Origin of the sequence: Actinomadura soli (genome assembly GCF_005889715.1) — a bacterium.
Lineage (GTDB): Bacteria > Actinomycetota > Actinomycetes > Streptosporangiales > Streptosporangiaceae > Spirillospora > Spirillospora soli.
Map to the genome: position 1 here is coordinate 1 of NZ_VCKW01000120.1, position 25795 is coordinate 25795.

Here is a 25795-nt window from a genome sequence, read left to right on the forward strand (position 1 = left end):
AACTTCAGACCTCAAGGGGGTCGGTGATGTCTCAGTGGTCACCCGCCGACGGCTCGACCGACACCCTGCCAGCACCGAGATCATGCGGCCTGATCGACCCGTGGCTCTCCCATGAGGTGATGTCGGCCAGCCACGGCCGATCAGGCCGGTCGGCGACGAACCGTCGGCTTTTTGACCAGGTCCGGCGGCCGTGGTGCCGTCTGGTCCGGCACCGTGGTTCGCCGCCGATCATGCTTTGGCCGAAGCCTTCGTGACCCCGATTCCACTCACCGCGCCGCCAGCCACCGGGCGGGGCGTAAACCCGGGGGTCGGCAGGCGCGTCTGACTTCAACGAACCAAGTGCAGCGACGATGCCCTACACGCAGGGAGACGGGGAGACAGATATGCACCGTTTTGACCCGATTTACACAGCGCCTAGTTCGGACGTTTGGGAGATACCATCGAACGGTGACTAACAGCATGTCTCCTGCCTCACAGAGGTGCACCGGTCGGGGGTTCGTTGAGTAGGCACTCGCTGACCGGGCACTATATCGGGCGCTGGGTCGAGGTGCGAGGCAGCGGCCTCGGTCCCGCCTTCTGCAAAGAACTGCATGCAACCAACGCCGTCGTTGTCTATACCGACATCCCCGGGCACGCCGAACGAACCGAGGTCGTTCCATCGGAACGCCTAACTGCCACTGCCCTCTCGCCGGGGTCTCGCGTCTGGATCAAAGGAGAGCCTTACGGCTGGCATGCAGCCGAGATCGCCGGAATCGGCAGTTTCGGAAAGTACCATGTCCGCATTCCGGGCATGCCCAAAGAACTCAGCCTGGAGCCGGATCAATTCAAGGTCCGCTGGAACCATCCCCTGAATGATCCCGTCAACGCTGTGGCGCAGGGTTTCTGCGACTCCCCGGAATTCTATAAGGCGCGGCGCGCGTTCCTAGACGAGTTGGCTCTTCAGCGCAGAGCGTCCCGGGGCTACACCGCCGCCCTCTCCGCTCCCGTCGAATTCTATCAACACCAACTGGATACCGTCGCGCGGGTCCTGAGCGACCCCGTCCTGCGCTACCTGCTCGCCGACGAGGTCGGGCTGGGCAAAACTGTTGAGGCCGGACTCGTCGTCCGGCAATTGCTCCTCGATGACCAGCATGCGACCGCCCTCATTTCAGTCCCATCGTATTTGCGGGGCCAATGGGGGAAGGAGTTGCGCGAAAGACTGCTGCTGGGAACCGAAATGGGCGAGGGAAGGGTCCGACTCATCTCACATGAAGACCTGGCCGGTGAGACGGGGTTGACGGCGCACGCCGTAGTGGTGATCGATGAGGCCCACCGGCTCATGCGGTACCTTGCCGATGCCCCCGGGCTGCGAAAGGGCCTGCACCGGACCAAGGGGCTCCTGTTGCTGTCGGCCACTCCGCTGAGCGGAAACCTCTCCGACCTGCTGGGCCTGCTGAACCTGGTGGATCCTGTCGCCTACGGGATCGAAGACCTCGAGTCGTTCGAAGAGCGGATCCGTCAGCGCGAGACTGAGGCCAACGGTCTGCAGATCCTGACGTCTCGGCGCGCCACATCCCGAATGAAGAACAAAGTGCTCGAAGAGATCGCCGGGACCTACAAGAATGATCCGGCGGTGGTAGAGATGGTCGAGGACTGCCGGCGCGGCCCTGACGACACGGCCGCCTGGGACCGGTTGAATTCCTATGTGAAGGAAACGTATCGGATCAGCCGGAGAATGGTCCGCCACCGGCGCCGCACGGGAGCCGCGCAGGACTATCCCGTGGTAGGGCGCCGCCCCTGCTTCACCCCTGTTGAAGACCCCGCGCGCGCGATGATCGACGAATTCCTCGACTTCTACCGCGAACGCCTCGGCGACGCCGTCCACCTCGAAGCTGAAGAACGCGTTGGCGACCTGGTGACCATGGTCCTGCACGCGTTGGCCGGACCCCGCGCACTCCTGCACCACCTTCAGCAACTCCAGGCGGGCTGGGATGCCGCGGCCCAGCCCGACCCCTTGATCAACGCGATGATCGCGCGCCTGCGAGGTATCGACACCGGGGCACGGACCCGGGCCGCCCTTGACGTCATCGACGATCGGCTGGCCAAGGGACTCAAGGTCGTGGCGGTCAGCAGTTCGCGCGCGGCGGCGCAAGAGTTTCACACCGCTGCGCTGGACCGCTGGGGTGAGGCCGTCGTGGCCGGACACCTGGCGGGGATGGATCAGGCAGCCCGCGAGCGGGAAACGCTGGCGTTCGTGGACACGCCCCAACGCGCTCTGCTAGTCGGCGACCCCACCCTGGAAGAAGGGCGAAACCTCCAAGAAGCGCACGTTCTAGTCAACCTCGACCTGCCGCTAGACCCCAATCAACTGGAGCAGCGGATCGGCCGGTTGGATCGTTTCGCGCTGCGCACTTCACCAGCCGAGATCGTGGTTCTTCAGGAAGCGGGCAGCGCTTGGGTCGACGGGCACATCCGGCTCCTGGTCGAGGGCCTGGGAATCTTCCGCGACTCCGTGGCGACCGTGCAGCGAAAGAACGCCGAGATCTACCACGAATTCACATCCCGGCTGCTATCCAGGGGAAGCGACGCACTCACCTTCGATTTCTCTGCGATGAAAAAAGAAATCGCAGAGGAACACGACGCGGTCGACCTGCTCGAGACGCTCGAATCCATCACCTCTAACACTGACTTTGATGACGCAAGCATGGCCGAACTGCGGGACTCGGAGAAACGGCACCCGCAGTTGCAGAGCGCATTTGAAAGATTCGCCTCGGCTCGCGGAGGCCTCGGTCTGCAACCGAGAATCGACCCCCAAGGCCCGCTGCTGCGATTCCCGCTGTCGCCGCGCTCCATCCCCGGACTGCCCGACGACCTCATGCGCCATGTCGTCCGGCTGCTCAGACGCCCCCGCGCCTATGACCGGTCCGTGGCAACTTCCCGGAACGGAGTGGCACCCCTGAGGTTGGGAGACCCCCTGGTCGACTGGCTAGAACAGCACCTGCGCATGGACGAACGCGGTCGCGCACGCGCCATCGTGCGCCCCAGCGACGACTGCATAACACCGTCGTTTTGGATGTCCTGCGACATACTTGTCGAATTCGACGAGACACGACTTCCCGCCGACAGCCAGGCGGTCCGCCGACGGCTTCGCCGGCGCGGCGACGCGCTCCTCCCACCAAGAATCATCCGCGTGTGGGCCGATCCCCACGGCGTGGCTTCGCCATCCCTCACGCAGGCGCTGGACGCACCCTTCGACCCCGACTCCGACCGGGTCCTGCGCGGCCCCCAATGGAGCAGCGTCCTTGCTGCACTGCCCGACTGGCGGCAGTTGTGCATTGATAGCGCCGACACCGCACTCGACCACGTGCGTGCTCTGCCCGACGTGGCGACCGTGCCCGCAGCAGCGGGGCACCGGGCGGGCGAGGAGACCGCGGCGCGCGCCGCGGTCTTACGCGCCCGGTCCCAGCGGCTGCCCACCAGTGCCGAACGTCACGCCGCGCAGACCGAGTTGCAGCACGAACTCTCTCTGGGACGCGCACTGCGTCACGGCGTGGAATCCCCCGCCGTATCCATCATCGCCTGCGGCGCGGTCGTCTTGTGGCCGACAGCATGACGCCGACTCCCCTTCAGGACCCGGACGAGCAGATCCGTCAGTGGCTGAGCACCGCCGGCCGACCGGTCCCTGCAGATTCCGGCGACGACCTGTACCTGCGTCTGCCGCAAGCCCATGCCGACCTGCACGGCAGCGATCTGGACGTGGCCGTCCTGGTCCGCCAACTGCTGCGACGCTGGTCACTGCGCGACGACCGGCCCAACGCAGTGGCGACCGCGCCGGACCTGTCAACGCGGCTTCGCCGGGTCGCGCAGACAGCACAACTGCGGGAGCAGCAAGACAATGTCTGGGCGGCATTGCCATGGAACCCCGCATGGCTTGAACCCGGCGGTGTCCCCGACAACGCCGCGCTCGCCGGCACCCAGCAGGGAGAACGCTTCCCCCACCTTAACCTGGAGGCCGATCCCTTCTTCACCCGCTGCACCGGCTACCCCCGCTACCGCACCCCAGGCCAGCGTTCGGCTTGCCGCGCCGTGGTGTCCGCGCCGCCGGGCAGCACGATCATCGCGATGCTGCCCACCGGCAGCGGCAAGACCGAGGTCGCGCTCTGCCTGGCCGACCAGCATCAATACCAAGTCACGCTGATCATCGTTCCGACGGTCGCGCTGGCCTACGACTTCGAACGCCGCTTTCGCGACCACTGGGTCCGCAGCCACCCGAACGCGCGCCACGGCGAGTTGTATTTCGCTTGGACCGCCAGCACCCCTGACGACGTACGCGATAGCATCCGCGCACGTGTGAGTGAAGGACGGCAACCGCTCCTGGTCACCTCGCCCGAATCGATGACGCGCGCGTTGCGCCAACTCCTTCAGGACGCGGCCGGAGCCGGGCGCATTGGCGGGATGGTGGTGGACGAGGCCCACTTGGTCACGCAATGGGGCCGCGGTTTCCGCCCGGAGTTCCGCACCCTGGCCGACCTGCGGCGTGATCTGCTCGTCCAGGCCACCCAAGGCGGCCACCCAGGGCCTGTCACCTTGCTACTCAGCGCGACTCTGGGCGCCTTCGAACTGCGGGACCTGCACCGCTTGTTCGCCGAGCCGGGACCGTGCTCCCTGGTCGCCGCGAACGCCCTGCGGGCCGAACCCGACCTGTGGACCGCCCACTCCCAGGACGCACCGCAACGACAGCAGCGGGTGCTGGAGGTGCTGGCGCATCTTCCCCGGCCCGCGATCTTGTACGTGACCTCCCCCGCCGCCGCACAGGAGTGGATGTCCACCTTGCGGCAGGCCGGCTACGGTCGGCTGGCGCAGGTCACCGGACGCACCAGCGCCGAGGACCGGGCCCGCGTCCTGCAAGACCTGCGCAGCAGCCCCCAGCATCCCGCAAGCGTGGACCTGGTCGTGGCGACCTCCGCCTTCGGCCTGGGGATCGACTATCCGCACATCCGCACGGTGGTGCACGCCTGTCTGCCCGAGACCATAGACCGCTGGTACCAGGAGCTGGGGCGGGGAGGACGCGACGGCGCGGTGTCGGCCGCGTTCCTGCTCACCGCGCCTCCGGACATCAAGGAAGCCAAACGCTTGGTCACCAAGGTACTCACCGCGCCCACCGCCAGGGACCGCTGGATCGACCTGTGGAGCCACCGCCGCCAACTCGGCGAGCGCTCCTTCATCGACCTGCAAGACAGCCGAGGGGCACCCGCCCGCGGCTCTTACAACCATATCTGGAACGCGCAACTCGTCCAGGGCCTGGTGGAGTTGAAAGCCCTGCAGCGGCTGCAAATCGACGTCGAAGACCTGCAGGACTTGGCCGGTCTTGTAGCCGACCCGTCCGAACACCACCATGATCTACGCGATTGGGTCGGCGTCTCGCTGCAACGCGGGGACCTGATGGCTTTGGAATTTTGGGAGACTCACTGGACGCCCTGGCAAAAGCACGAAAGCACGCAAGCCCGCCGCGCCTTCGAGGCCGCCAGCGCCATGGCGAGCCCGGATGCCCACGCATGCCAAGCGATCGCCCAGGCCTACGAGCCCGACCAGGAGGTCCACCGGCTTTTCGGCCCGACCGCCGACTACGTCATCCCGTCCTACCCTTGCGGCCGCTGCCCCGGCTGCCGGAAGCAAGGCATCACCGCTCCCGCGGAACTCCCCACACACCCCCTGCAACGGTGGGCAGTCACCGGCCCAGGAGCCGACCTCGGCGATCTGGCCCGCATGGCCCCCCGCCAGGACGGGCTGATCCTGCTGAAGACCGATGACGTGGCAGCGGTGGCTCCGCGCTTGGCGCATGCCCTGGTGGCCCGGGGGGTCAGGCACCTGGCCGGCCCCATCGGAGCCTCCCTTCCTCAGCAGGAGTGGCTCTTCGTCGATCTCTCTCCTATCAGCCCCGCCGATCTAACCCCCTGCTCTTCCTTCGTCGTCTACCCGCCGGCAAGCCGCGTGCCCGCGACATGGCTCCGACACAAATCGCGTCTTTTGTCTAGAAATGGCGAGTCGTCGGTGTTTGACGTTCTTCTCCTGCCCGAAGATGGCACCATAGGCGGTCGGCAGGTAAATCGCGACCGCGCACTGGATGCCATGACCGCGCTGCAAATTCTGGGAGGCTAACTGTGGACTACCTGAAGGAGCACGCACGGGCCAGCTTCCCGGGCCTGGCAATCATCTGCCGCTTTCTCGCCGACCAACCCGGCGGCATCCATGAGGCGACGCTCAAAGAACTCTTGCACCCGCTGGAGACACCAGCCGACTCCGGCAGCACTTTCCAGGCCTGCCTGGCCGTCGGCCACGATCTGGGAATCATCGAGGACCGAGAGCGCGGTTGGGCTCTGCACGCGGCTGCACAAGAATCCGTGCAACGCGACCGCTCGCCTGGTGCCCGCCTGATCGGCAGTCTCATCCTGAGAAGAATCGGTGAACGCGCGGTTGAGGCCATCGAACAGGGTGAACGGCCATCGGACTTGGCAGTGGCGCTCACCTGGTTCGTCAGCCGCGATCCGCTCCAGCCGCTCCCCTACGGCTGGTCCGACGGCCCAGAGGAGGCCTTCGAAGAAGCATGGCCCGACAAACAGGGCCCGGTGAAGGCCCGGGAGCAGTGGCGCCCCTTTCGACGATGGGCACAGGCACTCGGACTAGGCTTCCAGACCCCGGTCAAAAGAAGAGCCTCCGTGCTCACCATCGATCCGACGCGCGCCGTCGACGCCGTGCTCGGCGAGTTGCCACCACGTTCCAAGGCCGACGATTGGTTCCGCGGACTGCACTCACTACTCCCGGTTCTGGGCGCTCGGCCGCTGGTCAACGTCCTGCCTGCGGATGAAGTCTCCGAATGGGCCGTCAGGCCATCGGTCGCCCTGGCCATCCGGAAACTGGAACGAGCGAGAAAATTGGAACTCATCGCATCGGATGACTCCATTAGCGCCGTCTCCTTGCAGTTGGGCGACAGCGGATACCGCATCGGAGAGGTGCGGGTCATGAAGGGGGAACACCGATGAGCGATACCATGCGGGGTTTTCGCTGCTGGAGCGCCCCGTCCGTACGCGAGACCGTTTACTCCGACATCGGGGCGCTCCCCAGTAGCGCCGACGCTGTCTTTTTGGCCGCCCATTCCCCCATGACCTTGGACCACCTCAAGGGTGAGCGGCAGCCGGATGCCGGCCTGGACGAGCGGCAGGTCCTGGCCTGCCTGACCGCGGGGATCGGTGACAAGGCCAGAAACACGATCATCGCGGTCACCGGTGGCTCCGGAGCAGGAAAAAGTCACGTCGTGAGATGGGTTCATGCCCAATTGGACCACGCTGACCCGCGGTACCAGGTCCTCTACGTGCCGCGCGCCGTCCAGACCATCCGGCAACTGCTGCACAAGATCGCCACCGGCCTGCCCGGCGGGCGCAGCGAAGAGTTCATGCAGCAGGTGGATGCCGCAGTGGGCAACACCAGCCCCCAGCAGCTCCGCGACCGCCTCCTCGAAGAGATGCGTTTCACGCTGACCTGGGAACTCGAACCCCGCCCCGCCCGCGATGACGAAACCGAGGAGCAGGCAGAAGCGCGTGAAGAACGCACCATGCTCCTAGGCGAAGACGACGACCAAGGAAAGCGGCGAAACGGACTCGCGGACCTACTCTCCCAGCCGCTGATCAACCACGCGCTGCTCCAGGAGAACGGGCGGATCCACCGGTTCGTGGCATCCGTCTACAAGAAAACCTCGCGACGAGACGCCGACCAGCATGGATTCACAGCCGACGAACTCCCTCTCAAGGACTCCACCGTACTGAAAGCCCTTGCAGCCAACCAAGATCTCAGAGAGCGATGGCTCGCTGTCAAACAGGACCCCAAGCCGGCACTGGCCTTGCTCGACGAGGCCCTGCGCCAGGCGGTCCCCAAGGTCCTGGGCATTCGCAATAAGACCAGCGGACTGACACTCGACGAACTCTTCCGCAGCTCCCGCACACTGCTGCGTAGCCAAGGCAAAGAACTGGTCCTGCTTTTTGAGGACCTGGCCCAGTTCGGCCTCATCGACGGAGAACTCTACGACCAGTTCGCCACAGCCCCTGGCCCCGACCTGACGCCCCTGCGGATCGTTTTCGCAGTGACGGACGCCCCATACTGGTCTCTGCCCGAGACGGTCCAGACGCGCATCACCCACCGGTTCGCGGTCAAAACAACAGCCCTCGCCGACCACGAGACATTCGTCGCCCGCTACCTCAACCTGACGCGGGTGGGGCGCGCAGACGTCGAGGACGCTTGGGCGAGGGAAGGATCCACCAGCAGCGAGTGGATACCCAACGCCTGCGACACGAGAAACGACGGCAATGCCTGCCAGTTCAAAGATGAGTGCCATAGCTCCTTCGGGGCGATCGACGTCCCGGAACTGGGCCGGGTAGGGCTCTACCCCTACAACAGCATCGCACTACGCCGCTCCCTCGAGGCCTGCGGCCCAGAACCCACACCTCGATCGATCATCGACTCATGCATGTCCGACACGCTGGCCGAGGCTGACCCGCACATCAAACGCGGCACCTATCCAGATGAGCGAGTGAAAGACCGCTTCGATTTCAGGGTGCAGCGCGCCAAAGACGTGGTGCTGGAGGGCTACGCAGAAAGGGACGCGGATCGCCTCTACCGGATGCTGGTTCTGTGGGGAGACGAGGAGCCAGTCGACGCCACGATATTCGAAGCCTTCACGCTGGACACGCGCACCCACAAAACCCCGATCAAGCCCAAGCCGAATGACAAGCGGAAAGACCCCGCTCCCCCCGTCGAGGAGAGCCCGCTCCCGCTCGTCTTTCAGTGGCAGAACGGGAAGCGTCTACCTGACGACGAGGCGGACACCTACCGCAACATTCTGTTCCACCTCGTCTCGGCACGACTCAACCTGGACGAAGACCTAATCCATACGGCCACAGGTGAAGGATCAAGGATCCTGGGCGAACTCTTCAGCCGCCCGTCCTTCGATATCAAGGGAGCCCGCGGCCGCGGCCCAGGACCAAACCGAGTGCGTTTCGACATCGAGCGCACCAGCGACGCCGTCAAAGTCCTGGCTGCTGCCCGATGGTTCCACGACCACGGTCACTGGAACCCCGAAGGCGGGCGATGGCCCTGGCCGCAGGGACAGCGCCCCGTCGACCTCATGATCACCCTGGAATGCCAACTCGACGCCTGGGCCGAACACGTCCGCACGATCTTCCTGGAACGGGTCGCCCGCCGCGACTTGGCCGGTTCGGCCCTGGGAGTGCACGCCATCGCCCTACTTGCCACAGGTGCCCCCTCTGCATCCATCCAGCACGTCCACCAAGTACTGGCACACCGGCCCCTCGCGACGCCGACGGGATCGGACGTGCCCGCTACACCAGCGTGGGACGCCGCAGATCGGCAAGCCCGGCGCATCCTGCACTCCGGCCGGACGGCCGAGTTGGTCGGGTCGTTCGCCGCGGCCCGCCAGGGTGACACCGGCGCGCCGGAACTGGTCGACATCGCCGCGCTGCAGCAAGGACTTCACCAGGCACTGCGAGCCCCCGGCGCCTTCTTGCGTCAAGTGTCAGACACCTTCAGCGAGGTGGAGCCGACACTGGCCACCTCGGCCAAGGACCTGCTGGAGACCGTCGAGACGGCGGCGGCAGAGCAACTGCGCGAGGCCGCAGCCGCACTCGACGTGCTGAGGACCGGGCTGGAAGGACAGGAACCGCGAACGGTGGCACGGGCCGCACGTGAAGCGGGGACCCGGGCCCTGAACAGCGGCCGCCTTTTCCGCCCTGCGGACGGATGGCATATCTTCGACCAGGCCCTGAACATCCTTGAAGGCCTCCCCTCGCACGTGCCCCTGCACAGCGCCCCTGGTCAACCGTACGATCCGACCCAAGCGCAAGATCAGATAGCTGAGGCCGTCATGATCCAGTCGTGGGCGCGGTGGGCGGTCGCCGGCGCCGACGCGCTGGCCACCATCCAGCGGGCTATGGCCAGCACACGTGATGAGGCCCAACGCAGCAGCAGCCTCAGCAGCAACCACGACCAACTACAGCAAGACGTGCGGCAAAAGCTGGCCCAGGCCAGACAACATCTTGAGGCACTGAAGACGATGGGGGGGCCGACCGATGAGTGAGGGCACCACCACCTGGATCGCCCAGACGCGCCAGGCCGTCGAAACAGCCACCGACGCCGTGCAGGCCCAAAGGCACATGGATGCCCTTCAGGACGCCGCCCGGGAACTCGACGAAGCTCTGCCCCTGCTGGCCAAGGTCCGCAAGGCCGCCGAACTGGACGGTAGCGCCTGGTGGCGGCCCCCCGCCATCGACGACCAGGTTCTAACCTTCCTGGACGCTGCGCAGCAGTCACTGCAAGCCCGGGCGCTGAGCGCCGCCACACGGGCGGTCCGCGAGCGAACCGCCGCCCTAAACAACGCCGCCCAGTCAGCCTGGAAGCAATACCTGCGCGACCGCACTGGAGACGCACACGAACTGCGCGAGTTGATGAGCGCGCTCGGTGGAGCCACCGACATCGCCGCTGCCGCACAGCAACTCGATGAAGCCCTCGCCCCGCTCATCAGACTCGGTGGCCGGTTGCCCACCGAACAGGACCTGCAACTCCTGGACCAGGCCGACGCGCGCTTCGCACACCTGAGAGAGCAACTGCCCGCAGGCGTCAGGGACTTTGTGTCGGCGGCGGCACGTGGAGGCGCTCCACTGGATCTACTCGACAGCCAGGTTCTGGCATGGCTCCAAGACCAGGACGTCGCCCTCAACTTCAAGATCGTCACGGGAGCGCCCGCGGGAGGCCCACATGAATGACGATGCGCTTGAAGCACTGACGCAGATCGAACTGCAAGAAGCCCAACTGCTGTCCTGGGGAGCGGTAGGCGCCCAATGGACGGAGAACGAACTGCTCGCGGTCCTGTCCGAATATGGCAGCGCCTCGCAGTTGCTCAGCGATCTCACCACCTCGATGGTGGTGGTCCGCACCCCCCAGGGCGGCTACCGGTCACGCAGCGCCGAAACGTTGCGCCTGCTGGCCACCTTGAAGCAGGCGTTCCGCCAGCAACGCGTCACCGAAGGCCGGCCCCTGGTCCTGGACTATCGCTACCTGCACCGCCCTCGGCGGCGCCCTGAGCGCGACCTGCCCCGCAACACAGTCCTCAACGCAATCAGCCACCTGCTCGGCCCGGCCGGCATCGCAGCCGCACGTGAACTGGCACCAGCCGAGTTCTCTGGGTTCCAGCAACGCAGCATCACCACGATCCTGGAATCGCTGGCCGGCAAACAGCGCAGCGGCCGTCCCGACCGCGCGGACCCGCCCGGCGGGGTCATGGTGACCGCCGGTACCGGCAGCGGTAAGACCCTCGCCTTCTATCTCCCGCTGCTGTCCTGGCTGGCCGAGCAGTCCCCCGCCAGCGGCGCCGCCCATACCCGGGTCCTGGCGCTGTATCCGCGTAACGAACTGCTCAAGGACCAGTTGCGGACGCTCCTGGGCTACGTGCGGCGCCTGCGCGCCGTCGGCGCGGGCAATGCCTCCCACCTCAGCGTGGCCACCTGGTTCGGCCAGACCCCCTCTTCGCTTCAGTCGGTGCGCCGGGGCGAGGCACGCGAGTGGAGCACGCGCCCCGAGGGTTTCGCCTGCCCCTATCTCCGCTGCCTGGACTGCAACGCCGAGATGATCTGGCGCATCGCCGACCTGGACGCCAACCGGGAACGGCTGGTGTGCACAGCGCCGTCCTGCGGCTCCGAGGTGGCCGGCGGCCTGCTCCGGCTGACCCGTCAGAGCGCACGCAGCAACCCCGCCAGCCTCATGCTGAGCACCACCGAATCCCTTAACCGCCAACTGTCGGCCCCCGGCAACTTGAAGGCGTTCGGGGTGCGTCCGGCATCCCTGGCCGCGGTCCTGCTCGACGAGGTCCACACCTACGAAGGCTCCACGGGCGCCAACAACGCGATCCTGCTGCGTCGCCTGACCCACGCACTGGGGCATCCGCCGGTCTGGGTGGGGTTGTCGGCCACCCTGCGCAACGCCGGGGAGTTCTTCGCCCAACTGGTCGGCCTGTCCCCAGGTGTCGTTACCGTCGTCCAGCCCCGCCCCGAAGAGTTGCACGAATCAGGCGCCGAATACCTGCTCGCGCTGCGCCACGACCCCCACTCTCGAACCGGAACGATGTCCACCAGCATCCAGGCGTGCATGGCGCTGGCGCGTTGCCTGGACTCCATGACCGACGACCCCTTCAACCCCCCGCCATCCTCCGAAGGCGTCTTCGGCAGCAGGCTGTTCGCCTTCACCGACAAACTGGACAGCACCAACCGGCTGTTCTGGGACTTGCTGGACGCTGAGGGCTGGTCCTGGCCGGGCCAGCAGCGTCGCGACAGGCGAGTTGTGACCCTGGCGCACCTGCGCGCCCAACGGCAGCAGCGCCAGGCGCAAACTCGCCAAGAGCCCGCTGACGATCGCGACCTCGACGGACAGTGGTGGTGGCTGCCCGAGCAACTCGGGTACGGCGTCGAAGCAGACCGCTCGCTGCGCCTGGACCGGACCTCCTCCCAAGACCGTGGCATCGAGGCCGACGCTCAACTGGTCATCGCCACCGCCACCCTGGAAGTGGGATTCGACGACGACCGGGTCGGCGCGGTACTGCAGCACAAAGCACCGCACGACCCCGCACAGTTCCTCCAGCGCAAGGGACGCGCGGGACGCAACCCCCGTACCCGCCCCTGGACGGCGGTCGTCCTGAGCGACTGGGGACGCGACCGGCAGGCATGGGAGTCCTACGAGGCGCTGTTCGACCCCGAACTCCCCCCGCGCAACCTGCCGCTGGACAACATGTACGTGCTGCGCATTCAGGCGGTGTACGCGCTGATGGACTGGCTGGCCCAGGAGTTGGGTTACGCCGGCGCATCCACCTGGACTGACCTGTCCGGTCCGGCAGCCTTGCTCTACCCCAACAACCAATCCCGGAAGGAACAGACCAAAGAGCGCCAAGACAAGATTGCTGACCTGCTGACGCAGTTGCTGCATCTCGGACCTGAACGGGAACGGCTCCGCCGCTATCTGGGCCGGGCCCTGGGATTGCGCGCCAAGGGTGCGGCCATGGCCGAATCGCTGGTCGACAGCCTGCTGTGGGATCCTCCGCGTGCGTTGCTGTCGGCAGTGGTCCCCACCATCCGGCGGCGACTGCGCGACCAGTGGGCGGGAGAACTACCTCAGCGTGGCGACACCAGCCTGCAGACCCGCACTCCCTTGCGGCAATTCATCCCCGGCAACTTGTTCGACGACTTGCTGGTTCCGGATGTGGAACTGGCCGTGCCAGGCCAGCAGAACCGGATCCGCTTCGAGAGTCTGCCCGCGCTGCGCGCCCTCCGCGAGTTCTGCCCGGGCAACGTCAGCCGGCATTTTGGGATCTCGGCCACCAACAAGCGGCACTGGATCTCCCTACCGGCCCCCTCCGGCACCGCTCCCGCAGGTGGCTCCGCCCGTGCCCGCGATCACCGCATAGACATCCAGCGGGCCTACCGCGCCGCACTGGTCGATGTCATCGACGAGGGCGCGGACCCCATCACGGTCTACACGCCGACGGCAGCCGTCCTGGAACCGGTCGAGGCATCTGTCCGCGACGCCTCGTCGGTGCAGATGGACTGGCAATTCTACGCCACGGCGCTGGGCGCAGGCACTCCGCTGCACATCGCCCACGCAATCCAGACCCTCATCCCCCAGATAACCGCGCATCTGCACATCCAAGGCGGCGGCGTCCAGGTCTTGCGCTATGCCCAAGCCGCCAACGGAACCCTGTGGGCCCCCACCCCGCAGCCGGTCCACCTTGACTTCGGTGTCGAGACCCCCGACGGCTGGCGCTCGGCCGCTCTCGGGGTCGAAGTGCACTGCGATGCGCTCCACGCCCGCGTCCAACTCCCCGACGAACTTCCAGCGCCCGACCCCGACGAGCGCGTACAGAGGCTGCAGCACTACCTCGTCGCCGAGGCCGAACTCCCCGCAGCGATGACGTCGTTGGACCGCACCTCCCTGACCGAGGTCGCGATGCTGACCCTGACCACCGCGCACCTGCAAGGACAGAAACTCGAGCAGGACAATATCGCCCGCCAGCTGACCCGGGCGGCGACCACGCTGGGGTTGATCACTGGCACCGCATCGGCCACCGGCCCTGGCGAACGGTCCTGGGTCGACTGGTGCCAAGACCCCCAAGTGCAGTCGGCCACACTCGCCGCGGCGCAAGAGGCCGACAGCGACGAACGCTCGCCCGCATGGCGGGCTTGGTGGCGCGCGCGCTACACCCTGTCCGCCGCGCACCTGACACTGGCCGCGCTCACCACGCTGACACCCGGCGTCGATCCCGACAACCTCATGATCGACCTGTCCCCCGACCGCGACGACACCTTTTGGATCTCCGAACAGTCCCCAGGCGGAATCGGGCAGATCGAAGCCCTGGTCCGCGCCCTGGCCAAGGATCCCGAAGCGCTCACCCGTGCCCTGGACGACGCGCTCAGCCCGTCCTCGATCGAGACCATGGACAGCGAACTGGCCGCCCTGTTGGGCACAGACGCCTACGAAGTCCACACCGCGCTGTCTGACCTTCGCTCCTCCTGGGCCGATGGCCACGGAGCCGCCGATATCGCCGTGCAGCACCTGAACCAGGTCGCCCTCAACAGCGGCTTCGCACTCGGCGGACCAGCCCGCTCCGCACTGAGCACCCGTATCGCAGGCCCCGGCGCCCACCCCGACCTGGCCGCCGCGGTCCGCTCATGGCTGCAACGGCGAGAACAGGTCGTTGCGGACACCCGGTTCGCTGTCAGCGCCAGAACCCTGGGCGCGCTGATCGCCGATCAAGACAGCACCGGCCTCGACGACCTGCTGCGCCTGCCCGCGAACGCGTCCACATCCCACCGCGCCCGTGCCGTGGCCAACGTCCTGTGGCCCTGGGGTGACACCGCCCAAGCGGATCTGTCCTACAACCCCTACTCCCGCACCCTGCGCGCCTCGATCGCGATGCTGCGGCCGTTTGTGAACCTGCGCCCGCCCACCCGCACCATCGTCCCCTGGGACGACGACCAGCGCGATGCCGTGCACGACCTGCTTCGTGATTCGGGAGAGGCGATCCTGTCGGTTCCCGTTGCCGACCGGGCCACCCTGCAGACCGCGATCTTGGATTTGCAGACCCGCCCGATCGAGGTCGGCACACTGCTGTGCCATCCCGTTGTGGTCGGAGCCCGCACCACCGACCAGCACGCCGAGGTCCGCGTTCTACTCAGAGAGGCCGTCTGATGCCCCGCTCACGCAGCGAGTCCGAGACAGGCCGCCCCCTCGTCCCTCACGCCGGCGTGCCCACGGCTCGCTCAATGCCATGCCCGCAGCGCCCGGCACTCTCGGGCGGAACCGGGCTGGACGGTGGACGGCCATGAACCGGGTGATCCGCAAATCAAGCGCCCGCAGCTCCCACGAGGTCCTGGACCTGCTCGGCGCGCTCTTCGCCATCGAGCTGTGCTATCCGGGCACCTGCCTGTGGCTGGTCTCCCCATGGATCTCCGACGTCGGCGTCATGGACAACACCACCGGAAATTTCCCCGCCCTGGCTCCCTTCGGCCGACAGCCCGCCCGCATCACCGAGGTCCTCGTCACCATGGCCGCCGAAGGCACGCAGATCGTCGTCGCAACCACCAATGACCCCCATAACGATGCCTTCAAACGCCGTCTGACGGTCCTGGCCCGCGACCTCAACGTCACTGCCAACATCACGATCAAAACGGACCCGACGGGAAGGCTGCACACCAAGTCGCTGACGTCGGACACCTATGCCCTCGCGGGCAGCATGAACATCACCTACAACGGAATCCATATACGCGAAGAACAAGTGGAGTTGCGGACCGAGGCCGACTACGTCGCGCAAGCCAGGATGGACGCCTACGACCGTTTTGGAGGGCGCCTGTGAGCGACGACGCAACGCTGCAGGACATACTGCGGGCCGCCATGGGAGACACTAGGCGCTTCCAAGCACTGAAGGAACGCGTCGAGGTCCTCTTCGACACTCAATTCAGCACCTGGGCCGCAGGGAAGATCGACTGGCTCATCGTTCCCCTGGAACGCACTCCGGCCGGGTTCTACCTGATCTCCAAGAACCGCGAAGGCCAGCGCCACGGCCAGGAAGTACTGGAAGCGTTCTTGGGACCGGCGTTCGCGATCATCGAACCCGCCGCACTATCCCCGGCCGCCTATGATGCCGATCACGCCCTCGACACGGCGGGTATCACCAGACTCTCCCTCGTCCGCCGGACCCAGGCTGCACCGACTAAAATGCTGGCCCGTCTCGAGGACGCAATCGCCGCTCTGGGAACCAAGGAAGTGCGCGCACGTCCCACCCGCCCCTCGCACACCGAACTGCTCCGCGACTTCAGGCTCTCGCTGCTGTCGGAGAACGGCGACGCCGCACAGACGGCTTTGGACAGCCTGCGCCTGACCGGACGTCTCAGCGCCGAGAACCTCAGATTCCTCGCCGTCGAACTGCTGGGAAGCCTCCAACGCTGGGAAGAGTTGCGTCGCCTTCCCTACCTGCAAGACATGCTGCGCGCTCGGCGTCCTCGGGCCGTCAACGAGATTCTGCTGGCCATGGTCTGGCACACCGACGTGGTCAGCCGCTGCGCCGCAGGACAATCCGCCAGCAGCATCTACCAAGAGCAGGAACTGCACTCTCGTTACGGGACACTCCTCAACGCCATAGACGTCCCCGCCTCCGGGGAAGCGCGCTCGTTGACGGCAGTGGTCGCGCGGGCCCAAGGCGACAGCGGCCGGTTGGCCCGCCTACTCAGTGCGCCCGGCACCACCTCCGCGGACCGCGAACGACTACAGCGCCTGGCCGAGCAAGGAGAAACTCCAGCACTATCCCAGTCGCAGCCTCCAGCCAGTATCGAGGACCTCTACGACCAGGGGCAATACGGCGCCGTCGTGCAAGCGTTCATCGATTCGCCAGCGCCAGCGGACGCCGACTGGGCCGTGCAGGCGGTACTTGACACCCAAGAAGCCGCCGAGGCAGCCGCAGTCCTAGCCGTAGTCAAAGGCTTCATCGACGAACAGGAACTCGTGCCGCAAAGGCGGCTTCGGCGAGACATCACCGACCTGCATCGTATGGTCGACGGCTCATGCCACAGTTGGACGGAATGGTGCTCCAAAGTCGGTAAGGACCTGCCGTGGGCCGACGCAGCGCAGATACTACGCGCGCAACGCCACCGCTGGGCAGACCTGCGAGCGCTATCAGCTGCAGAAATCACCACAGCAGCCGACGGGATCCTCGGCGCCTGGACGGGGACGAACCAGAATCAGATCATCGCCGCCCTCGACGTTCTCTGCGAAGAATCAGCCAACGCCGCTGAGAGCCGGCGGGGCGACGACTTCTCCTCCGCCGTCCTGCTCGTACTCGAGGAACAACACAACCTCAGTTCCCCCGTACGCGACGCCTATCTTTTCCTCATCAAGAAGCTACTCGAAAGCGGCCTGGAAGAAGACCGATACCGAAAAACGCTCAACCATGCGCTTTCCCTGTGGCGGAAAATATCGTCTCCGGCCGCGATCGACTGGGCCATCTCCCTGCTGGACATCCTGCTCGAAGCGCCCTCCCCGTCCCCCGATGGCAGATCCGCAGCGATCGCCGAGGTCCTCGGCAAGAGCCGAGACTTCTGGCAACGCCTCAGCCCCCGTCAACATTCCGAATTGACAGACCTGGCAAAGGAAGTTGGCCTCGGCGACCAGTTTCCACAGGAAGCACCAGACGACACCGACACGGTCTGGAACCGGCTCAACGGCACCACCATCGGCATCTACTCCCTCCTGCCCAAAGCAGAAGCAACTCTGAGAAACCGGCTGTCCCTGCTCTGCACCCCTCGCGCCGTCGTCGGAAACTCCGACGAAGTCTCCACCGCCGCCCTACGCGCACTGGCCACCCGCGCGGACTACCTCATCGTCGACACGAAACACGCCACCCACGCCGCAACAGCCGCAATCGACGCAGCACGACCACGCGATCGCCAAATCCTGCCGCAGGGACAAGGCGTCAGCGGCTTCATGCAAGCCCTCGAACAACATCTGTCAGGCACCGGAGCCTAGCCCTTCAGTTGAAAGGTCACTCCTACTGTTGTAGACCGTTGCTGAATGTCGCACTCCTGTGACTGGCATGGCGTACGAGGTCGAAGAAAGCCGAATACGTAAGCCTCACTGTCCTAAGCACCTCGCATGTGCTGCCGCACTCGACGATGGACCGCAGTAGCCGCGATCTACAATTGAAGATCTAGTTCGAGCAGCGATGAACAGCCTGAGAACGAGGCGATTTAAGCCTTGATACCACTCAGACCTGCGCCCATCGTCACACATCACCAGCGTCAGTCAACTTGCGAGCCCAGTTACCACCACAGTTCCAAGACCGAAAATGGATTGGACATAGATAACTACATCCCGCCATCGCCTTCCAATTTACTCTTGCTTCACAGATGGCGAGCTTTTCCGGGTCCTTCATCGAGGAAGGAAGCAATCCAGTGAACTGACGCGAATCTCTCCTGTGCAAGCGTAGGTGAAATTGGCTGGTCAGTCACGTCCCTTCAGAAGAGGATCTCCTGATCGACGACGCGGATCAAGCCGTTGGTCAGGTATCTGACATCGCTTGGAGTATTTTGAAGGCTATTCCATTTGCGCTCTTCACCGTCTCCGAAATTCCAGCTGCCTGAGGTCCAGGCGGCAGCATGTTTGATGCGCTCCAGCGCCTCGACGACGACGTGAGTGCCAACGTTATGAGCGGGAAGATGCTCGGTCAGACGGTCCATGACGAAACCCATGGCCTGGATTCCCACCCCGTGTGTAAGCCTGGATTGCCTGGGAGGCAACACCCATGCCTCGGGGAACATTTCCTGCACAATCCCCCAGTACGTGTTTAGGTGCAGCAGCATCTGGTCGACGTCGCCTGAACCATCAGAGGGATCCCTGTACTGGTAGAGGGCACCCTCGTAGAGGCTGTGCTCGATCATCTTCAAGATACTGTTGTCCTTGATGTATCCCCGGGCCGATGTCGGCGTCGCGATCGCCCGGTAGAACGGTCCACGGAACATACCGTTAAGCCGGGTCATGACCTCTGCGGGAAGTTGTCGTCGGGCGTACGAGGGAGGAAGGTGTCCCTTGGTGTCCGGCAGCAGTTCGTGGATTAGGCCCTTAGGAAGTGGCTTGGTGTTGTTCACGAGGATGAACTGGGCACGCTGCTCAGTCTCGTCATCGGCGATGAACCCCACGGCGGCAACCGGGAACTCCCCGATGTCAGCCTCCCTGATCGCGGCGCTTCGCTGCTGCCCGTCCACGAGCCACGCCGGCTTGTCTTCGTCAGCCAGGGTCTCGTCCACAGGAATGATCAATTCGCCCGGAGTGGAGTAGTTGGCCCGGGAGGCCTGGTCGCTTTGTGGAAGCGGGGCGGGCTCGAAGCTGACCCGGCTGTCGAAGGCGAGCACGATGGCGTTGGGGAGTATTGCGTCGCCTGATTCCAGGTAGCGCTTGATCGCGCGGATGTGATTCGCGACCTCTGGCCGTTGATAGCCGTGAAGTTGCTCCTGGCTGTCGCGCCTGATGCGGGAGACCGCTGTGAAGTCGTGCAACCGCTTGCCATCCAACGCAAAGCAGTAGATGAAGCGAGAACCCTGCCGGACCTCGAGTGCGGGAAGTCGGAGCATGTAGCGATCTGCCATCAGTTCTCCCCTGTAGGCGATTGAACAATGTGGCGAATCTTGCCGTTAAAGATGGCAAGATTATGGAAGCCCCGGCCTTTATTGCGCTCGGTTCCTCGGAAGATCATGATCTCGATGCCATACTTGCTACAGAGAGTGCATTTACACGCCTTCCATGGCATCTTTTTGAGGGTGCGCTCGTAGGCAGGAATTCGACTCTTCTTGTCCGGTTCGACGAGTTTCTCGTACTCAGCCAGGATCTCGATTACTTCTTCCAGTTCAACTGAGCCTCGATCATAGTCGCGGAGCCGTTTAAGGCACTCCCGTTCCGCGGTCTTGACGAGGCTCTGTGAGACCGCGCCGGACAGGATTCTGCGCTTGAGTGCTGGGTTGCTGTCCGCCTGGGGTACTCGGATTGCTGTGTAGTTCTCCTCGGGAGTGTGGTAGTTGTTACGGTCGTCCATGAACGACTGACGGAACGGCGCGGTGCTGTCGAAACTGGTGACCCCGAACTGGGCAAACTCCTCGATTGAGCCCACACGGGTGATTCCCAGCAGGTGGAGCCCCGTATCTTCATGGCGCACGGTATCGATCTCTCTTAGGCATGCCAGAATGTCATTCGTTTTTAGCGAGACCATGCCTCCGAGAGCAATTCGCTTGTATCCGAACTCCTGAAGTTGCCGGACGCTCTCGGCATAGCTTGCTGGACTCCATCCCTGGGCGGCTCCGACGGGTTCGATGTTGCTTCGTCGGACCTGAACGCTCTCAAGGAAGTCTCGTGCGTACCGGAGGGAGATCTCCCGGCGCTCGGCCCAAGCCGGGGTCACGTCGGCATCGGAAACTTTTGGGTCATAGCCGAAGATAACGTGATCGATGCTGATGCCGGAGTCGAAGCCGCATCCTTCATAAAAGTCGAGGACCTCATCTACCTTGTAGGGGGGCTCTTCTTCGTCAACATAGTTGAAGGCGCCGCAGTCGCCCAGCGTCGCGACACCTTCGGGCAGCCTGAAGAATTTTTTAACGCCAAACCGGTAGAGCCGCTCCCGCTGCGGCATGGAGTATTTTCCGGAACCCTTGACAGAGCCGTCGACAATTGCCTTGCTGACCAATATCCCGTCGTAGGGCCGGGGTTCCAGAACCTCGTGAGCGTACTTGTCGTCGCGCTGCCGTACCCGATACGGGGAATACTCCTCATTGAGGAAGTCGTATGTCGGGCTGACTTGGTCCTGGCTGTCTGGGAAATAGAACTTCACGGGAGCTCCCTGCGAGCGTTCTGGTAGACGCGGATCAGGTAGTTGGAGAGCTCCGTCACCTGCCTGGGTGTGTTCTCGATTTCGTTCCAGCGGTGCCCGAGTTCTTCCCAGGAGCCTGAGGTCCATCGGCACCGCGGGGCGACCAGGAAGAGGTGCTGGCGGACGAGTTCTGGCGCGTCTGCCCGTATCGCGTCGATGGCCCCGTAGATCCGGTCCATGAGGCGCCCCATAGCCCGGATTCCGGCGCCGTGCATGAGGCGGCTCTTCTCTGGCGGCTTGCCCCATGCATCGGGGAAGGTGTCGCGGACGGCCGACCAGTAGATCGTCAGCGCCTGGACGATGCCGTCGAAGTCCGTCTCGTTCTTGCCAAGGTCCCGGTACGGGAAGAGGCAGCCCGCCGGCGATGTCAGGCTTTCCTTGATCATTTCTACGATGCTGGTGTCGGTGATGACAGCGCCCGGTTGCTTGCTACCCGCCGTGGAGGGCCTCTTGATCATCCCGAAGAATGGTGACTTCTCGTTGGTGTTCAGGACGTCGCAGAGCCTCGATGGGGCCTTCTGGATCTGCAGTCGAGGCGGCAGTGGACTATCCACCTCAGGCAGGAGTTCGGTCACCAGGCCACGGGGAAGGGGCTTGGTGTTGTTGATCCGCACGAACTGGTCGCGCTGGAGTTTGACGGTGTCAGCCACGAAGGCCATGACGGGGACGGGGAAGTCCTGGCGCTGTGCCTTGGCCAGCGCAAGTGCACGTTGCTGCCCGTCTACGATCCAGGCGGGCTTGGGCTTGCCCTCCTGTGGCAGCGGGATGGTGAGCCGGCCTGTGTCTGAGACACCGTCGTCCCGGGTGCGGTTTCCTCCGCGGGTGCTTCTGAAGCGCACCTGCGAGGACAGGGCCATGATGATGGGGTTGGGCAGGATCGGCGCTTCGCTGTCCAGGTAGTCAACGATCTCCTGGATGTGCTTGCGCACTTGCGGGCGCTGGTAGCCGATCAGTTTCCCGGCTTCGTCTCGGCTGACCCGGGAGATGTCTGCGAACTGCAGGACCTCCTGGGCGCGCAGCATGAAGACGTAGAGGGGGTAGTTGTCCGCTTGGACGATCCGCAGTGCGCGAACCTCGGTAGTGGGAGTCTTGCTGCGAGGCGCCATCAGAACAGCCCTCCCGAAGAGGAAACCTCGTCGAAGAGTGCTTTAAACCGTGCCTGCTCACACGACTGACCAGAAGCACGCAGTTGTCGCAACAGGCGCGTTGCTGAGGCAGGGCCCAGCTCTAGCGAGCTGCGTATGTAGCTGCGGACCTCATCATCGGTGAGCCTGGTCCCCGGGGGGCGCCGTCCCTTTTCCTGTGGGGCGGTGGCAGTGGCTTGCGCCATCAACCCGGCGAGGTTTGAACGGCTGAAGGGAGCTCCCCTGTCGCGCGCAGAGGCAAGGACATTGGCCGCTGCGCGGACGTTGAGCGACAGGAGGCTCCCGCCGACAGCTGGTCTGAGCGCTGCGGTAACGGGGACGATGAGGTCGTCAACCTCTCGGCACTTTCCGGCCGGACCGATGATCGAGAGGTTGCCACTGTCGCTCAAGAGGGAAGCTGCCTCACGCAGATCGTCGGAGCACGCTCGCAGGTAGGCCTCGGACAGCACGGCGACGATAACCGAATCGGCGTATTGCTTGGCAAGTTCGGTGAAAGAGCGCGGCTGCCCGGGCTGCGGGCCTGCCCACGCCGCCAGCCCCATCCACCATTGACGCATTCCCTCTACGTCGGTGGCGGCTGAGTCCTCCTGACCGAGAGCAAACGTGGCAGCGTAGGAGGCGATCCGTGCCTCCACAGGTATGAGGCCGTAGCCGGCCGAGCAAACCCAGAGAGTCGATCCCGGGACCGTCGCTGACAAAGTCTTGGCCGCTTGCCAGTGCTCGCCCGCATACATCTGGCTGGCTGCTATTACGGGGGACTCGGCGGACAGCCGGTGCACCCATCGAGCAGAGCGATCGGCGACATCGTCACCCTTGAGATCACTTAGCTGAAGACGCTGGGATGGCGTGTGCCGTTTCCGGTTGGCACAGGTGACCACCACATGCACGGTCGGCTGAGACCGGCTGGCCTCCTCGATCATCCCGCAGCCTTCCCGGCCGGGGACCGCCAGGAAACCGCGGCGAAGGCCGCGTGGTTGTGAATGCTCTCATCGTTGATCGCTCGCACGCGGTACGACCGGATCCGGTCCCAGCCATCGAGCGACTGTGCGACGGTGCGGACCATGTCCTCGACGAAGACCGGATTGTCGTAGCCGGCCATGGTCACATACCGTTCATCGGGCCGCTTCAGCAACGCATAGACAGGCGACGAGGCGGCGGCCTCGGCGACATCGATGAGTTCATCGAACCAAAGATCGGTCGGATGCTGCACAGGTCTGACGTCGATGGTGATGTGGCCACGCTGATTGTGCGCGCCACGATCGCTGATGGCCTTGCTGCAGGGGCAGACGCTTGTAACGGGCACCTCTACGCTCAGGACCATCGAACTGCCGCGAGCCTCGCTGGAAGCGGTCACCGCGCAGGTGTACTCGACGTACGCGCGAGCCCGGGTTACTGGTGCCTCCCGTTCCAGGAAGTACGGAAACGACATGCCCACACGAGCGGAGGAACTCCCCATGCGCTGGCGGAGTTCGTCGGCAATCCTGGTCACGTTCTGAGGACTCAACTGGTCTCTGGAGCCGTGGAGCACTTCGATAAAGCGGCTAAGGTGCGCTCCCTTAGCCTCGGGTTCCAGGCTCACCGACATCGCCACCGTGGCGACAGTCTCTCGCTTGGCGCCCTGACAGTCCGCTACCAGAATCGGGTAGCGGAGACCCTCGATCCCGACCTCATCCAACGGAATCCCTCGCGAGTCGGCACTCGCCTGCACGTCTTCGAGCGTCACCTGTCCCCCCGGTAGATGCAGCCCGAGGTGCATGTTTCGCGCACCATGATTGCCGAAAGCGGGAGTTGGTCGATCAGGCGGTCCCAAATCCACTTGGCGAGAACTTCGCTGGTCGGGTTCTCGAGCCCTGAGACCTCGTTGAGATAATAATGGTCAAGTTGGCCCTGAATCGGTTTGAACGCTGCCTTGATCTCAGCGAAGTCCACGAGCCAGCCCATGTCAGGGTCGACATCACCGATCACGTGAACTTCTACGCGGTAACTATGCCCATGGAGCCTCGCGCACTTGTGGCCTTCAGGCACGTTCGGGAGCCGATGCGCTGCCTCGAACGTGAATTCGCAAAAGATCTCCATTATCGAATTCCCAGAGTCTTGTGTGTCTGGACACTCAAGTGCCACTGAGGGTGCTCGAGGCAGTACTTGACCGCAGCGTGCGTGTTGGCAACCAGATCAGCCCCGTCCATCGGCTGCAATAGAAAACGATCGAAGTCGAGATCTTCAAAGCGTTCCGGCTCCGCACCCATCTGCGGGTAGACCAACTTCAGATCATGCCCGGACGTCAAAACCAACTCTGTTCCAGCCTTCGGGCTCACACAGATCCAGTCGATCCCGTCAGGTGCCGACCGTGTTCCATTGGTCTCGATCGCAACCTCGAAGCCCTCAGCATGCAGAGCATCGACTGCTTCAGCATCCAACTGCAGGAGCGGCTCGCCCCCCGTACATACCACGTACGGCCTGCTACGCGGGTGGGTCTGCCCCTGCCAGGTCTTGGCCACCGCGGCGGCCAGATCAACGGCGCTGCTGAATCGTCCACCGCCTGGGCCGTCCGTCCCGACGAAATCGGTGTCGCAGAACTGGCAAATGGCCCGATGGCGGTCCTTCTCTCTACCGGTCCACAGATTGCAACTTGTGAACCGACAAAACACAGAAGGCCGCCCTGCATGGCTACCTTCGCCCTGGAGGGTGTAAAAGATCTCTTTGACCCGGTACATCTCCGCGGTTAGGCGTTCGCTGAGGAGAACGACGGATCGACCATGCCAAGCTCCGCAAAGCCTCGGCTGCGCAGTAGGCAGGAGTCACAGGTCTCGCACGCACGACCGCCAACCGGGTCGTAGCAACTGTGCGTCCACGAATAGTCCACCCCGAGTTCGAGTCCTCGCTGGATGGTCTGGGCCTTGGTGAGTTCGATCAGTGGCGTGTGGATTTTGAGCTGCTGGGTACCTTCGACCCCCGCCTTCGTAGCCAGATTGGCCATGCGCTCGTACGCTTCGATGTACTCGGGGCGGCAGTCGGGGTACCCGCTATAGTCCATCGCATTCACGCCAATGAAGACATCGGAGGAGCCGAGCGTCTCCGCCCAGGCTAGCGCGAACGACAGGAAGACGGTGTTACGAGCGGGCACGTAAGTGATCGGAATCTCCTCGACACAGACGGCTTCCACGCTGTCATGGTGCGGCACGTCAAGGGCGTCATCAGTCAAGGCGGATCCACCGAAGACGGCAAGGTTGATGTCCGCGATCACATGCTGAGTCGCCCCCAACTCGACCGCCACCTTCTCAGCTGCCTCGAGTTCCTCGGTGTGCCGCTGCCCATACCGGAAGCTCAGCGCGTGCGTCTCATAGCCCTCGTCGCGAGCGATCGCAAGGACAGTGGTCGAGTCCAGGCCGCCACTCAGCAGCACGACCGCCCTGCGCTTGTCACTGTTCACTTGCTGACCCTCCACTCGTCAAGGCGCTCAGGAAACTACATCACCGTTCGTCTCATGAAGAGACTAGTTTCAGCAGACTGCCAACGCCAAGCCGCCACGGCACCTCCGACGGATTCAGCCCAACAGCATCTGAGGGTAGGCAACATCTCAGCGAGCAGTGATGCACGGACTCCGACATGCGGCCCGGTGGTGGCGGGTGGGCGAGGAGGGAGATGCCAGATACTGCAC

16 protein-coding genes are annotated in these 25795 nt (G+C 64.5%); 8 read left to right on the top strand and 8 right to left on the bottom strand.

What is annotated here, in order from left to right; translation table 11 throughout:
- Positions 1 to 547: 547 nt before the first annotated feature.
- The 8 genes from dpdE to dpdD all read left to right on the top strand — a co-directional run bounded on the left by dpdE (position 548) and on the right by dpdD (position 18105).
- Positions 548 to 3592, top strand: coding sequence for a protein DpdE (dpdE, locus tag ETD83_RS22625; protein ID WP_138647152.1), 3045 nt, complete (start codon positions 548 to 550; stop codon positions 3590 to 3592).
- Complete coding sequence (gene dpdF, locus ETD83_RS22630; RefSeq protein WP_138647153.1) at positions 3577 to 6138, top strand: protein DpdF; 2562 nt, start codon at positions 3577 to 3579, stop codon at positions 6136 to 6138. The genes dpdE and dpdF overlap by 16 nt, the downstream gene beginning before the upstream one ends.
- Positions 6139 to 6140: 2 nt before the next feature.
- Complete coding sequence (locus ETD83_RS22635; RefSeq protein WP_138647154.1) at positions 6141 to 7019, top strand: hypothetical protein; 879 nt, start codon at positions 6141 to 6143, stop codon at positions 7017 to 7019.
- Positions 7016 to 10123 (top strand): ATP-binding protein, encoded by a 3108-nt coding sequence (locus ETD83_RS22640; protein ID WP_138647155.1) that lies wholly within the window; start codon positions 7016 to 7018, stop codon positions 10121 to 10123. The genes ETD83_RS22635 and ETD83_RS22640 overlap by 4 nt, the downstream gene beginning before the upstream one ends.
- The gene (locus ETD83_RS22645) at positions 10116 to 10808 is read left to right on the top strand and encodes a hypothetical protein (RefSeq protein WP_138647156.1); all 693 of its coding nucleotides are present in this window, start codon (positions 10116 to 10118) and stop codon (positions 10806 to 10808) included. The genes ETD83_RS22640 and ETD83_RS22645 overlap by 8 nt, the downstream gene beginning before the upstream one ends.
- On the top strand, positions 10801 to 15276 hold the full coding sequence (gene dpdJ / locus ETD83_RS22650; RefSeq protein ID WP_138647157.1) for a protein DpdJ: 4476 nt from the start codon (positions 10801 to 10803) through the stop codon (positions 15274 to 15276). Before ETD83_RS22645 ends, dpdJ begins: the two co-directional genes overlap by 8 nt.
- Before the next feature lie 133 nt (positions 15277 to 15409).
- Positions 15410 to 15940: a phospholipase D-like domain-containing protein DpdK gene (gene dpdK / locus ETD83_RS22655; RefSeq protein ID WP_138647158.1), complete on the top strand. Its 531-nt coding sequence runs from the start codon at positions 15410 to 15412 to the stop codon at positions 15938 to 15940.
- Positions 15937 to 18105 (top strand): protein DpdD, encoded by a 2169-nt coding sequence (gene dpdD / locus ETD83_RS22660; RefSeq protein ID WP_138647159.1) that lies wholly within the window; start codon positions 15937 to 15939, stop codon positions 18103 to 18105. Before dpdK ends, dpdD begins: the two co-directional genes overlap by 4 nt.
- A gap of 488 nt (positions 18106 to 18593) precedes the next feature.
- Here dpdD and dbpB (ETD83_RS22665) read toward each other — a convergent pair whose 3' ends face one another.
- From dbpB (ETD83_RS22665) to queC, 8 genes are read right to left on the bottom strand one after another with little or no spacing between them, the layout of a single operon-like run.
- Positions 18594 to 19721 (bottom strand): DGQHR domain-containing protein DpdB, encoded by a 1128-nt coding sequence (dbpB, locus tag ETD83_RS22665; RefSeq protein ID WP_138647160.1) that lies wholly within the window; start codon positions 19719 to 19721, stop codon positions 18594 to 18596.
- Entirely contained in the window at positions 19721 to 20953 is a 1233-nt protein-coding gene (dpdA, locus tag ETD83_RS22670; RefSeq protein ID WP_138647161.1) for a tRNA-guanine transglycosylase DpdA, read from the bottom strand. Before dpdA ends, dbpB (ETD83_RS22665) begins: the two co-directional genes overlap by 1 nt.
- On the bottom strand, positions 20950 to 22098 hold the full coding sequence (gene dbpB, locus ETD83_RS22675) for a DGQHR domain-containing protein DpdB (protein WP_138647162.1): 1149 nt from the start codon (positions 22096 to 22098) through the stop codon (positions 20950 to 20952). Before dbpB (ETD83_RS22675) ends, dpdA begins: the two co-directional genes overlap by 4 nt.
- A complete protein-coding gene (locus tag ETD83_RS22680) occupies positions 22098 to 23057 on the bottom strand; it encodes a hypothetical protein (protein ID WP_205717817.1) in 960 nt (319 codons plus the stop codon). The genes dbpB (ETD83_RS22675) and ETD83_RS22680 overlap by 1 nt, the downstream gene beginning before the upstream one ends.
- Positions 23054 to 23893, bottom strand: coding sequence for a GTP cyclohydrolase FolE2 (folE2, locus tag ETD83_RS22685; protein ID WP_138647163.1), 840 nt, complete (start codon positions 23891 to 23893; stop codon positions 23054 to 23056). The genes ETD83_RS22680 and folE2 overlap by 4 nt, the downstream gene beginning before the upstream one ends.
- Positions 23857 to 24213: a 6-carboxytetrahydropterin synthase QueD gene (gene queD / locus ETD83_RS22690; protein ID WP_138647164.1), complete on the bottom strand. Its 357-nt coding sequence runs from the start codon at positions 24211 to 24213 to the stop codon at positions 23857 to 23859. The genes folE2 and queD overlap by 37 nt, the downstream gene beginning before the upstream one ends.
- Positions 24213 to 24851 carry a 7-carboxy-7-deazaguanine synthase gene (gene queE / locus ETD83_RS22695; protein WP_138647165.1) on the bottom strand — a complete coding sequence of 213 codons (639 nt, stop codon included), beginning with the start codon at positions 24849 to 24851 and terminating at the stop codon, positions 24213 to 24215. Before queE ends, queD begins: the two co-directional genes overlap by 1 nt.
- Before the next feature lie 8 nt (positions 24852 to 24859).
- Positions 24860 to 25567, bottom strand: coding sequence for a 7-cyano-7-deazaguanine synthase QueC (gene queC, locus ETD83_RS22700; RefSeq protein WP_205717818.1), 708 nt, complete (start codon positions 25565 to 25567; stop codon positions 24860 to 24862).
- Positions 25568 to 25795: the final 228 nt, after the last annotated feature.